At 69.4% G+C, this 12,203-nt stretch carries 13 protein-coding genes; 7 read left to right on the plus strand and 6 right to left on the minus strand.

Translation table 11 applies throughout. The features are described 5' to 3' along the window. Nucleotides 1-27: 27 nt before the first annotated feature. Complete coding sequence (locus ASD13_RS14315) at nt 28-1,479, minus strand: phytoene desaturase family protein (protein ID WP_055870480.1); 1,452 nt, start codon at nt 1,477-1,479, stop codon at nt 28-30. A 72-nt stretch (nt 1,480-1,551) separates the two neighbouring features. Between ASD13_RS14315 and ASD13_RS14320 the strand changes: the two genes are divergently transcribed. Next, a complete protein-coding gene (locus ASD13_RS14320) occupies nt 1,552-2,040 on the plus strand; it encodes a hypothetical protein (protein WP_157535646.1) in 489 nt (162 codons plus the stop codon). 2 nt (nt 2,041-2,042) lie between these two features. Beyond that, nucleotides 2,043-2,567, plus strand: a complete 525-nt coding sequence (locus tag ASD13_RS14325) for a GNAT family N-acetyltransferase (RefSeq protein ID WP_055870482.1) — start codon at nt 2,043-2,045, stop codon at nt 2,565-2,567. Between the two features lie 10 nt (nt 2,568-2,577). On the opposite strand, the gene ASD13_RS14330 is transcribed toward ASD13_RS14325, so the two are convergent. Beyond that, complete coding sequence (locus ASD13_RS14330; RefSeq protein ID WP_157535647.1) at nt 2,578-3,378, minus strand: AraC family transcriptional regulator; 801 nt, start codon at nt 3,376-3,378, stop codon at nt 2,578-2,580. 54 nt (nt 3,379-3,432) lie between these two features. Here ASD13_RS14330 and ASD13_RS14335 point away from each other — a divergent pair, with 54 nt between their 5' ends. Further along, nucleotides 3,433-4,707 carry a CynX/NimT family MFS transporter gene (locus ASD13_RS14335; RefSeq protein WP_055870485.1) on the plus strand — a complete coding sequence of 425 codons (1,275 nt, stop codon included), beginning with the start codon at nt 3,433-3,435 and terminating at the stop codon, nt 4,705-4,707. A gap of 22 nt (nt 4,708-4,729) precedes the next feature. Here ASD13_RS14335 and ASD13_RS14340 read toward each other — a convergent pair whose 3' ends face one another. Both ASD13_RS14340 and ASD13_RS14345 read right to left on the minus strand, forming a co-directional pair. Beyond that, the gene (locus ASD13_RS14340) at nt 4,730-5,965 is read right to left on the minus strand and encodes an acyl-CoA dehydrogenase family protein (RefSeq protein WP_055870488.1); all 1,236 of its coding nucleotides are present in this window, start codon (nt 5,963-5,965) and stop codon (nt 4,730-4,732) included. Between the two features lie 63 nt (nt 5,966-6,028). Continuing rightward, complete coding sequence (locus ASD13_RS14345; protein ID WP_017828317.1) at nt 6,029-6,691, minus strand: TetR/AcrR family transcriptional regulator; 663 nt, start codon at nt 6,689-6,691, stop codon at nt 6,029-6,031. A 60-nt stretch (nt 6,692-6,751) separates the two neighbouring features. Here ASD13_RS14345 and ASD13_RS14350 point away from each other — a divergent pair, with 60 nt between their 5' ends. From ASD13_RS14350 to sucD, 3 genes are all read left to right on the plus strand, one after another. Beyond that, nucleotides 6,752-7,105, plus strand: a complete 354-nt coding sequence (locus ASD13_RS14350) for a DUF2510 domain-containing protein (RefSeq protein ID WP_055870491.1) — start codon at nt 6,752-6,754, stop codon at nt 7,103-7,105. Nucleotides 7,106-7,211: 106 nt separating this feature from the next. Further along, entirely contained in the window at nt 7,212-8,378 is a 1,167-nt protein-coding gene (sucC, locus tag ASD13_RS14355; RefSeq protein WP_055870494.1) for an ADP-forming succinate--CoA ligase subunit beta, read from the plus strand. Nucleotides 8,379-8,396: 18 nt separating this feature from the next. Further along, complete coding sequence (gene sucD / locus ASD13_RS14360; RefSeq protein ID WP_055870498.1) at nt 8,397-9,299, plus strand: succinate--CoA ligase subunit alpha; 903 nt, start codon at nt 8,397-8,399, stop codon at nt 9,297-9,299. A 106-nt stretch (nt 9,300-9,405) separates the two neighbouring features. Here sucD and ASD13_RS14365 read toward each other — a convergent pair whose 3' ends face one another. Next, nucleotides 9,406-9,984 (minus strand): TetR/AcrR family transcriptional regulator, encoded by a 579-nt coding sequence (locus ASD13_RS14365; RefSeq protein ID WP_055870501.1) that lies wholly within the window; start codon nt 9,982-9,984, stop codon nt 9,406-9,408. Nucleotides 9,985-10,060: 76 nt separating this feature from the next. Between ASD13_RS14365 and ASD13_RS14370 the strand changes: the two genes are divergently transcribed. Continuing rightward, nucleotides 10,061-10,462 carry a VOC family protein gene (locus ASD13_RS14370; RefSeq protein WP_055870504.1) on the plus strand — a complete coding sequence of 134 codons (402 nt, stop codon included), beginning with the start codon at nt 10,061-10,063 and terminating at the stop codon, nt 10,460-10,462. 177 nt (nt 10,463-10,639) lie between these two features. On the opposite strand, the gene ASD13_RS14375 is transcribed toward ASD13_RS14370, so the two are convergent. Further along, a complete protein-coding gene (locus tag ASD13_RS14375) occupies nt 10,640-12,115 on the minus strand; it encodes an NCS2 family permease (protein WP_055870506.1) in 1,476 nt (491 codons plus the stop codon). Nucleotides 12,116-12,203: the final 88 nt, after the last annotated feature.

The following is a 12,203-nucleotide window of genomic DNA, read 5'->3' on the forward strand; positions in this document are numbered from 1 at the left end:
AGGCGATCCGCGGCGGAAGGGGAGGGATCAGCCGAAGAGGTCGGCGAGGGTTGCAGGTTCACCGGCATCCCGCAGAGCTGTGCGGGCAGCGTGCCAACCGGCCATGCCGTTCACGGACGGACCCGGAGGTGTCGCGGCTGATGCCAGATACACACCGTGCATCGGTGTGCGCCAGGGGGCGGGGGAGAGGGTCGGGCGCCGCAGTGCCTGGCGCATGTCGAACACTCCGCCGGAGATGTCGCCACCGATCTCCGTGGGGTTGACCGCTTCGCGCGACGATGCCGGCACCGCGTGGTGCGCGAGGATGAGGTCGCGGAAGCCCGGTGCGAAGCGCTCGACCTGCGCGGTGATCGACTCGGTCGGGTCGAGGTCCGATCCCGGCGGCACGTGGATGTAGGCCCAGAGCACCGCCTTGCCCGCGGGAGCGCGGGAATCGTCGAGGATCGAGGGCTGCACGGCGAGCACATAGGGCCGTGCGCTCACTCGTCCGGCGGCGACGGCGTTCTCGCTCGCCCAGACCTCGGCGCGCGTGCCGCCCAGATGCAGGGTCGGCGCGTGGGCGACGTCGGGGTTCGCCCACGGGACCGGTCCGTCGAGGGCGAAGTCGACCTTCGCGGCTCCCGGCCCGTACCGGTACGAACGGAGCGCGCGGGCGTAACCCGCAGGAACGTCGGGGTGCGTGAGCGCGAGCCGCGGTGAGGTGTTCAGCAGCAGCAGGTCCCCGCGACGAGGATCGCCCCAGTCCAGAGTCCCCAGGTCGGAGACAGGCGTGCCGGCCTCGACCGTGCCGCCGTGCTGCTCGAGGTCGGCGACCATCGCGTCGGCGATGCGCTGCGATCCGCCCCGCGGATACGGCCAGCCGCCCGCGTGCCCGAGTGCGGCGAGCAGCAGGCCGGCGGCGGCGCCCGCCAACGAGGGCAGGGCGGAGTTCGCGTGGGCGACGACCCCCGAGAGCAGAGCCGCAGCCTCTTCGGTGCGGAAGGCGCGAGCGGCCAGGGGGGTTCCCTGGTCCAGCATGCGGATCGCGAAGCGGGCGGCGGTCACCGGGTCGTGGGGGAGGCGAAGCAGCTGATTGCCGGTGAAGTCGACGACGCCGTCGATGTGCGTGCTGAGCGGACGCAAGCGCGAGGTCCAGGCGGAGCCGTCGACTCCGAGCGCGGCCGCCGTGCGCTCGATGTCGCGCCAGGCGATCGCCGCGCGTCCGTCGTCGAGCGGGTGGGCGTACGAGGCCTCGGGTCGGATCCACTCGATGCGCCGGTCGAGGCCGAACGCCTGGAAGAACGGGGAGGCGAGGGCGGCCGGGTGCACGGCGGAGCAGACGTCGTGCCGGAACCCCGGAAGAGTGGATTCGCTGGTGCGCACGCCGCCGCCGATCGTGTCGGCGCCCTCGAGCACTCGCACCCGGTAGCCGGCGCGGGCGAGCGTGACGGCTGCGGCGAGCCCGTTCGGGCCGGAGCCGATGATCGTCGCCTGGGCCATGACGTCAGTTTGGCACGTATACGAGCGGAAAACGGTCGAACGCACCCCTCTGGGCGTGCGATCCTGGAACTGATGAAAGAAGCACAGGGGCCGACCCCCGCAGGCACCTCCCGTCCATACCGTTCCCTCCAGGAAGCGTTGCGCGCGCATCGCATCGATCCGTCCAACCACGCGTTCATCACCGCCATCGTCGAAGAGATCGGGATCAGCTCGTTCATCGACCGCGGTCGCTACATCGAGGCGATCCGCCGTGGCGAGGGCGCTCCGCTCCACATCGGGCGCACCTACACGAACGGCTTCACCGAAGACGAGCGTCTCGTCGTCGGATCCGCCCCGTTGCGACTGCAGCCGAGCGAGGGGCGCGCACCGTACTTCTACGTCAGCCACCCGAGCGAGTTCATCCCGCTGACGCCGCCGCGTGCGGCGAAGCGCACGACGACTCCTCGTGTCTCCGCGCCCCGCGCCGAGAAGGCCCCGAAGCCCGTGGAGGAGCGCGACTACGGCGTGTGCGACGTGTGCTTCATGGTGAAGACGCCGTCCGGCGGCTGCGGCTGCGACTGAGCGTGAGCACCGCTGCGGGATCAGCGCTCGACCGACCGCTGATCCGCCTCGCCGACCTCACGGGACCCGATGCGATCGAGGTCGGCGCGACCGTGCGCGCCTATCTGCAGCAGACCGAGCTCGAGAAGAGCCTGCAGGAGCACGGGGCCGCCCCCGATCCCGTGCCGCCGCTGCCCGAACGCTACCTGCGCGAGGTCGAAGACCCTGCGGCGGCGTACGCCGCGCACCGGGTGCGTGTGGCGCTGCTGGGCGCACGCGTCGTCGGCGTCGTGGTCCTCTCGGTGCGCGACGAGGTGGCGGAGGTCAAGCGCCTGTGGGCGGAGCCTGCGGCGCGCGGTCGCGGGGTGGGTTCGGCGCTGCTGGACGCCGCCCTCGACGATGCGGCCGTTCTCGGTGCCGTGCAGGTGCGGCTGTCGGTGTGGGACTGGCGTGATGGTCCCGTGCGTCTGTATGAATCGCGGGGATTCGAGCGGGTGCCCTCGTGGGACGAGCGCGAGCGGCTCGTGTGCATGGTGCGCGCGGTCTGAGCCGACCGCATCACGCCGAGTGCTGAGACAGACGGTAGCGGCCGGGGGTCATCCCCACGAGCGGTGTGAACTGCTGGATGAACTGGCTGGTCGTCGCCCACCCGCAGGCCGCGGCCGTCTCGGTCACCGAGGTGCCGTCGGCGAGCAGGACGAGCGCACGATGCACGCGCAGCTGGAGACGCCACTGCCTGTATCCCATGCCGGTCTCCCGAGGGAACAGGCGGCTCAGGGTTCGCTCGGTGGTTCCGGTGCGCATGCCGAGCTCGCCGAGGCTCACGGGCGTGGCGAGGTCGTCCTCGACGATGCGGGCCGCCCGACGCAGACGCGGGTCGTGCGGTTCCGGCAGATGCAGCGGCTGCTCGGGGGCGGTGATCGCCTCGTCGACGATGACCCGGCGTAGGTGCTCCAGCGCGCCCGCGCTGCGGGGGCGGTCGGATGTCATCGCCAGGACTGCCTCTCGTGCGAGCGGCGTCGCGACGAGGACGGCGGGGGTGGTCGGCAGCCGCGCGGCGAGCTCCGCGGTCAGGTGGACGATGCGCATGTCGGTGCGTCCGTGCGCGCGATGACGGTGCTCCGCGCCGGCGGGCACCCACGCCATGCGCGTCGATGGCGCGATCCAGGCCCCGTCGTCGGTGAGCAGTGAGAGCACTCCCGAAGCCGCATGCACCAGGTGCCCGAGCGGATGGGCATGGCGCGGTGAGGTCTCGGCGTGCGCGAAGCGGTAGGCGCCCTCCATCGGCAGAGTGGCGAGGGCGTCGAAGTCGACCAGGCTCAGATCGACGATCCGAGCGGATTGGCGTGTATTCGACATCGCGTTGCAGTTTACGTGTTTTCTGATGCGGTGCCCGGGTGCTGGACTCGAAGCATGACCACGATGCACGAGCCGCTCGACACCACCCCGACCCCGCTGACCACGCCGTCGGCTCGTCACGGCGGCGTCCTGTTCGGGGTCTACGTGGGCGTCGGGCTGCTGTTGATCGCGCTGAATCTCCGGATGGGCGTCGCCTCGGTCGGCCCGGTGCTCCCGGCGATCGAGCGCGACCTCGGCATCCCCTCCGCGGCGGCAGGTCTGCTGACGACGATCCCCGTGTTCGCCTTCGGTGCCTTCGCCTTCCTCACCCCCACGCTGACCCGCCGGATCGGGCTGCATCGGCTGCTCGCGCTGACGATGGTCGTCGTGGCGGTCGGCATCGGCACCCGCCTCCTCGACTCTCCGGTGGCGCTCTTCGGCGGCACGGTGCTGGTCGGCGCGGGTATCGCGGTCGCGAACGTCTGCATGCCCGCGGTGATCAAGCAGGACTTCGCGCACCGTCTCGGTCTGATGATGGGGCTGTACTCCACGGCGCTGTTCGTGGGCGCTGCCGCGGCCGCCGCCTTCACGGTGCCGCTCATGACCGCGCTCGACGGGTCATGGCGTGGCGCGCTGGCGTTCTGGGCCGTTCCCGCGGTCCTCGCGCTGCTGGTCTGGCTGCCCCGGGCGGTGCGCGGGTCCGCGAGCGTGGCCGGAACGCCCGGCGACGCGATCGCGGAGCCGCGGGACGAGCCGCGGATGTCGGTGCTGCTGCGCGACCCGGTCGCGTGGGCGGTCACGGTCTTCATGGGGTTGCAGAGTCTGAGCTACTACGCCGCGCTGACGTGGATCCCGACGATGCTGCAGGACGCCGGAGTACCGCTGGCCGATGCCGGTCTGCTGCTGTCGTACTCGAGTTTCCCCGGAGTCGCGGCAGCGCTCCTCGCGCCGATGATGCTGAGACGTATCCGGCCGACGTGGCTGCCCGTCCTGCTCTCGACGCTGCTGTGCGCAGCGGGGCTGATCGGCCTCCTCGTCGTGCCGGGAGGAGCCGCGCCCTGGGTGTGGATGACGCTGCTCGGGCTCGGTCAGGGCGCCGCCATCACGCTGTCGCTGACCTACATCGTGCTGCGGGCTCCCGACGCGGCGCACACGGCGCACCTGTCGACCATGGCCCAGGGGATCGGCTACCTGCTCGCCGGTTTCGGCCCGATCGGACTCGGCATCCTGCATGCCGCCGTCGGCGGATGGGCGCTGCCGGTCGCGGCGCTGGTCCTCCTGCTCGGTGTGCAGACCGTTGCCGGGGCAGCGGCGAGCAGAGAACGCCACGTGCGCGCCGGCGGCCGGTGAGTCGACCCCGGCGAACAGCGGCTCAGACGAACGCGCTCATCCCTGTGATGTCGCGCCCGAGCAGCAGCGCCTGCACGCTCTCGGTCCCCTCGTAGGTGTGGATGGCCTCGATGTCGGCCATGTGCTGCATCACGCCGTTCTCGAGGAGGATGCCGTTGCCGCCGAGCATGTCGCGGGCGGTCGAGGCGATCCGGCGCGCGGCTCGCGTGTTGTGGAACTTCGCCAGCGATGCCTGGGTCGGGCGCAGCTCGCCGGCCGTCTCGAGGTCGGCCATGCGCCGGCAGTACAGCTGCATGGCGGTGAGGTCCTCGAGCATGTGGGTGAGGCGCTCCTGGACCATCTGGAACTTGGCGAGCGGCTTTCCGAACTGCACCCGCTGGGTCGCATACGCCAGCGCCGCCTCGTAGCAGGCGGTCGCGTGTCCGAGCGCCGACCACGCGACGCCCGAGCGGGTCGCGTACAGCACGATGGAGGCATCCTTGAAGCTCTTCGTCCCCGGCAGCACGGCGTCGAGCGGGACCCGCACGTCGTCGAGCACGATGTGCGCCTGGTGGATCGCGCGCAGCGAGGCCTTGCCGCGGATCACGTTGCCGGTGTAGCCGGGGGTGTCCTGTTCCACGAGGAAGCACCGCACGGCGCCGTGCTCCTCGGCGCCCTCGTCGTCGACGCGCGCCCAGACGAACGTGATGCCGCCGGAGGCGCCGTTCCCGATCCACTTCTTCGTCCCGCGGATGACCCATTCGTCGCCGTCGCGGCGGGCCACGGTCTCCAGCGAGACCGAGTCCGAGCCGTGGTCGGGCTCGGTGAGGGCGAACGACCCGAGCACCGAGCCGTCGGCGACACGAGTGAGCCATTTCTCCTGCTGGGCGGGGGAACCGAACAGTGCCAGCGTGCGCAGCGCGAGTCCGCCCTGCACCGCGAGGATCGTGCCCAGCGATCCGTCGCCGCGGGAGATCTCCATGTTCACCAGGCCCGCGGCTAGCGGGGACAGGCTCGTGAGTGCGGGGTGCTGGACGCCGTCGACGACGAGATCCATCTCGCCCATTCGCCGGGCAGCCTCGAGCGGATACTCCGCACGGTCCCAGGCATCCGCCATCTGCGGGGCGACCTCGTCGATGTAGGCCTTGGCACGGTCCCACGCCGCACGGTCGGCAGCGGGGATGTCGGAGAAGACCGCGTAGTAGTCGCTGTCCTGACGTCCGGTGATGTCGTACGACGAGACGCGCTCGCCGGGGAAGGGGGAGGCTGCAGTGCTCATGGGGCTCCTTCGTGGCACCAAGTATCGTACTCCTCGATACTCGGTTCCACGACCCTCGCGAGACTAGTCGAGCTGGGACTGCAGCCGGCGACCGACTTCGGCGATCGGCATGGAGCGGGGGAACACCGCCACGACCATGTCGTCCGGGGCGGCCACGGCATCGTCGCCGGCGACGCCGTAGCGACGACGCACATCGGCCAGCGCCGTCTGCAGTGTCGCCAGCGGCACCTTCTTGCGGCCGCGCAGCAGCTGGCGCAGCACGTGGTTGTGCACCGCCGTCACGAGGGCGGCGAAGCCGACCGCATCCAGCGGGTCGACACCGGGGAGCGCGCCGCGCAGATAGTCGTCGAACAGGCGCTCATAGCGGAATACCGTGATGATCTCGCGTTCGCGCAGCACGGGCACCTGACGCACGATCTGGTAGCGGCGCCTGGCGAGTTCCGGATCGTGCGCGAAGTGGGCGAAGACCGACTCGGAGGCTGCGCACACCGCACCCCACGGATCGTCGTGTCCCTCGTCGAGGAACTCCCTGAGCTGTTCCAGGAGCACCTCGTGATCGGCGAAGACCACGTCCTCCTTGCCGCCGAACTGGCGGAAGAACGTCGAGCGGGAGACACCGGCGGCCTTGGCGATCTGCTCCACCGACGTCTGGTCGAACCCCTGAGCGCTGAAGAGTTCGAGCGCCGCGGCGACGACGCCGGTGCGCAGTTCTGCGGATTCGTGCATGGCGAAAGCCTAGACCTCGCCGGGCGGAGACGCCGAGGCGCCGACGTCATACTGAGGAGCGTGAGAGATGACGGGATCCCGGCCGGCTGGTTCGACACGCGGCGGCGCGGCACGCGGCGCTGGTGGGACGGCACACGATGGACCCCCCACATCACCGTGCACGGGCGGCGGACGACTCTGGCCGAGGACAGTGCGGCGGTGCGCAGACAGCTGCTCGTGAGCGAGCTCGTGCTCGCGGCGGTGCTGGTCGGGGCGATACTCATCGCCCTGTGGGGCTCTCTGCCGGTGCTCGTGGTGCGCCCCGCGATCGTCGCCTCCGGCGCCGCTCTGGTGGTGCTGCCGTTCCTGATCACCCGGCAGCTGCGTCGGGCCGCGCTTCCGGCGCGACGAGCAGGGGTGCCCACCCAGCGCTGAGAGCCGGGGCCGCAGGAGCGCCCAGGCCGAGGTAGTAGGCTGGGGGACTGGTCGATGTCTCGACATCGAGAGAATTACCAGACAGCAGCCCAGTGAAGGAACCACAGTGGATCTGTACGAGTACCAGGCACGAGACGTTTTCGAAAAGTACGGAGTGCCGGTCCTCGCCGGCATCGTCGCGGACACCCCTGAAGAGGTGAGGGCGGCTGCCGAGAAGATCGGCGGAGTGGTCGTCGTCAAGGCTCAGGTCAAGACCGGCGGCCGTGGAAAGGCGGGCGGCGTCAAGGTCGCCAAGACGCCCGACGAGGCGTATGAGGCAGCGAAGGCCATCCTCGGCCTCGACATCAAGGGTCATGTCGTCAAGCGCGTCATGGTCGCGCAGGGCGCGCGCATCGCCGAGGAGTTCTACTTCTCCGTGCTGCTCGACCGCGCCAACCGCTCCTACCTGAGCCTCTGCTCGGTCGAGGGTGGCATGGAGATCGAAGAGCTCGCCGTCGAGCGCCCTGAAGCGCTCGCGCGCGTCGAGGTCAACCCGCTCACCGGCATCGACAAGGCGAAGGCCGTCGAGATCGCCCGCGCGGCGAACTTCCCGGAAGACCTCGTCGAGAAGGTCTCCGACGTCTTCGTGAAGCTCTTCGACGTCTACAAGGGCGAGGACGCGACGCTCGTCGAGGTCAACCCGCTGGTCCGCACCGAAGAGGGCGACATCATCGCGCTCGACGGCAAGGTCACGCTCGACGACAACGCCTCCGAGATCCGCCACCCCGAGCACGAGGCGCTCGAGGACAAGGACGCCGCAGACCCGCTCGAGGCCAAGGCCAAGGAGTCGGGCCTCAACTACGTGAAGCTCGACGGCGAGGTCGGCATCATCGGCAACGGCGCAGGACTGGTCATGTCCACGCTCGACGTGGTCGCCTACGCGGGCGAGAACCACAACGGTGTGAAGCCGGCCAACTTCCTCGACATCGGCGGCGGCGCTTCGGCTGAGGTCATGGCCGCCGGCCTCGACGTCATCCTCGGCGACCCGCAGGTCAAGAGCGTGTTCGTCAACGTCTTCGGCGGCATCACGGCGTGCGACGCCGTCGCCAACGGCATCAAGGGTGCCCTCGAGACGCTGGGCGCCACGGCCTCCAAGCCGCTCGTCGTGCGCCTCGACGGCAACCGCGTCGACGAGGGTCGTGCGATCCTCGCCGAGTACGCGCACCCGCTCGTGACCCTGGCCGCCACCATGGACGAGGGCGCCGACAAGGCCGCCGAGCTCGCCAACGCCTGAGACTGAAGGACGAGAAGAATGTCGATTTACCTCAACAAGGACTCCAAGGTCATCGTCCAGGGCATCACCGGCGGCGAGGGCACCAAGCACACCGCACTGATGCTCAAGGCCGGCACCCAGGTCGTCGGTGGCGTGAACGCCCGCAAGGCCGGCACCACGGTCTCGCACACCGACAAGGACGGCAACGCCGTCGAGCTGCCCGTCTTCGGCTCGGTCGCCGAGGCCATGAAGGAGACCGGCGCCGACGTGTCGATCGCCTTCGTGCCCGGCGCCTTCACGAAGGACGCGATGATCGAGGCCATCGATGCCGAGATCCCGCTGCTCGTCGTGATCACCGAGGGCGTTCCCGTCGGCGACTCGGCCGAGGCCTGGGCCTACGCCCAGAGCAAGGGCAACAAGACCCGCATCATCGGCCCGAACTGCCCCGGCATCATCACGCCGGGCGAGGCGCTCGTGGGCATCACGCCGGCGAACATCACGGGCAAGGGACCGATCGGCCTCGTGTCGAAGTCGGGCACCCTGACCTACCAGATGATGTTCGAGCTGCGCGACCTGGGCTTCTCCACCGCCATCGGCATCGGCGGCGACCCGGTCATCGGCACCACGCACATCGACGCGCTCGCCGCGTTCGAGGCCGACCCGGAGACCAAGGCGATCGTGATGATCGGCGAGATCGGCGGCGACGCCGAGGAGCGTGCGGCCGACTACATCAAGGCGAACGTCACCAAGCCGGTCGTCGGCTACGTCGCGGGCTTCACCGCTCCCGAGGGCAAGACCATGGGTCACGCCGGTGCGATCGTGTCCGGTTCCGCCGGTACCGCTCAGGCGAAGAAGGAGGCCCTCGAGGCCGCCGGCGTCAAGGTCGGCAAGACGCCGTCCGAGACGGCAGACCTGATGCGCGCGATCATCGAAGCGCTCTGATCTGAGCTACGCTTGATCTGAAGGCCCCGGACTCCACTCCGGGGCCTTCTTTCATGCCCGTCCGTGCCCGTTCGGTCGGCTGCTCGACGGCGGGCAGCGCCCCGGCTCAGCTCCGCGGCGCCACGGCATTCAGGAGGCGATCGAGCGCCGCGTGCGCATCCGTTCGCGCGTCGTCGTCGTCCGGGCGGGCGACGAGCCAGAGGGCCAGTTCGTTCATCGCCCCGGACAGCGCCGCGGTGAGCGGGCCCAGGAGGGCGGGGGAGACGCCGGCCTCGCGCAGGCCGGTGCGCAGCTCCTGCTCCGGTCCCTCTCCGTCGAGTCGGCGCCACTCCTCCCAGCCCAGAACGGCAGGACCGTCGATGAGCAGCACGCGCGACGCCGCTCCCCGGGTGATGGCGTCGAGGAACGCGTGGCTGCCGTCGCGGAGCGCGGTGTCCGGGGTGCTTTCCGAGGTGGCTGTGACGATCGCATCGGCGACGATCCGCTGCTGCTCCGCGGCGACGGCGGCGAACAGCAGCGGCTTCGACGTGTAGTGGTGATAGACGGCTCCACGGGTCACCGCAGATGCGCGGGCGATCTCGTCGACGGACGCTGCCCCGTATCCCTGCGCGGCGAAGTGGGACGCGGCGGTCTCGAGAATGCGTCGTGCAGTCTCGGCGGCGTCGGCCGCGGATGCTCGGGCCATGGTCTTCCTTTACATGCAGGTTGTATGTATCCTAGTCCCGCCAGATACAAACACAGTGTACGTAAGAGGGGCAGTCATGCAGATCACGAGCTTCTATCCGGTGCTGATGGTGGACGATGTCGCCACCGCCGCGCGCTTCTATCGCGAGGAGCTCGGCTTCGAGGTGGTGTTCGAGGCTGACTGGTACGTGAGCCTGCGCATCGACGGTGGTGAGCTCGCGATCCTCGACCGGGCGCACGAGACGATTCCGGAGGGCTTCCGCGAGCCCGTGCGCGGTCTGCTGCTGAACGTCGAGGTCCCGGATGCGGCTTCCGAACATGCGCGACTGGTGGGGGAGCAGGGTCTTCCTGAGCGACTGCCCCTTCGAGACGAGGCCTTCGGGCAGCGACACTTCATCATCGAGGCGCCTGGCGGCGTGTTGATCGACGTGATCGAGCCGATCGAGCCATCGCCGGAGTTCGCGGCCGCCTACGCCTGAGCCTCGAGAGGTAGCCGTCTTCGTCAGATGCATGACTTCTCGACGGATGCATGACTGCTCGGGGCGTGTGCTCCTGCATCCGGCGGATGCTCATGCATGTGACGGCCGCGGCGGATGCAGGCACGAGAGAGGGGCGGGTGCCGCAGCACCCGCCCCTCTCGTGATCTCGGATCGGTGTCAGATCCCGACGCCGAAGAGGGCCTCGATCGGACCTCGGGCGAAGAAGATCAGGAAGCCGGCGCCCACGACCCACAGCAGCGGGCTGATGGTCTTGGCCTTGCCGGAGAACGCGTGGATGAGCACCCAGCTGACGAAGCCCGCACCGATGCCGTTCGCGATCGAGTAGGTCAGAGGCATGACCGAGACGGTGAGGAACACCGGCAGCAGCACGCGGAAGTCGCTGAAGTCGATGTAGCGGATCTGCGCCATCATCATCGCACCGACGATGATCAGCGCTGCGGCGGCGATCTCGGTGGGGACGATCGAGGTCAACGGGGTCAGGAACATCGCGATCAGGAACACCACGCCGGTGACGACGTTCGCGAGACCCGTGCGGGCGCCCTCGCCGATGCCGGCACCCGACTCGATGAAGACCGTGCTCGAGGACGAGGAGGTCGCACCACCGGCGATCGCACCGACGCCCTCGACCACCAGCGCCGACTTGATGCGCGGGAAGTCCCCGTTGTCGTCGGCGAGGTTCGCCTCCTTCGCGAGGCCCGTCATGGTGCCCATCGCGTCGAAGAAGTTCGTGAACAGCAGTGTGAAGACGATCATCACGATCGCGACGAGGCTGACCTTGCTGAGGTCGAAGCTGAAGTCGACGGCGCCGATCAGGCTGAGGTCGGGAACGCCGACGGGAGAGCCGCTGAGCGCAGGTACCGTGAGGCCCCAGCCGCCGGGGTTCACCACGTTGCCCTCGTCGTCGAAGCCGCGGGCGCCGATGTGCCAGATCGCCTCGACGATGACCGCGAGCACGGTGCCGCCGATGAGGCCGATCAGCATGCCGCCCTTGATCTTGAGAGCGACGAGGATGCCGGTGAGCAGCAGCGTGATCACGAACAGCAGGGTCGGCACGGTCGCGACCGAGCCGTTCACGCCGAGGCCGACCGGGGGAGACGAGGCGCCGGTCGCGGTGACGAAGCCCGAGTTGACGAAGCCGATGAAGGCGATGAACAGGCCGATGCCGACCGTGATGGCGATCTTCAGCTGGAAGGGGACGGCGTCGAAGATCGCCTTGCGCAGCCCGGTGGCGGCGAGCAGCACGATGACGACACCGTTGATCATGACGAGTGCCATGGCCTCGGGCCAGGTCACCTGACCGACGACCGAGAACGCGACGAAGGCGTTGATGCCGAGTCCTGCGGCGAAGCCGAACGGCAGGCGCGTGACGAGCCCGAACAGGATCGTCATCACGCCGGCGGTCAGGGCGGTGGCGGCGCCCACGGCGTTGAAGCTGAGCATGTCTCCGGCGACATCGGGCTTGCCGGAGAGGATGATCGGGTTGAGGATCACGATGTAGGCCATCGTGACGAACGTCACCAGACCCCCTCGGATCTCGGTGCCGATCGTGGATCCGCGCTTGCTGATCTCGAAGAAGCGGTCCAGGGAGTTCTTGGGCTCGGTGGATGCCGGGGCGGGCGGGGCAGTTGTCATCGGGAAACCTCCGGAGAAACGCTATCGTGTCGCCGACCTCACGCGCGCCCCCGGGGCTTCGTCGGCAACTCGTCGTAGTCTCGAAACG

It is taken from the genome of Microbacterium sp. Root1433D1 (assembly GCF_001426835.1).
Taxonomy (GTDB): domain Bacteria; phylum Actinomycetota; class Actinomycetes; order Actinomycetales; family Microbacteriaceae; genus Microbacterium; species Microbacterium maritypicum.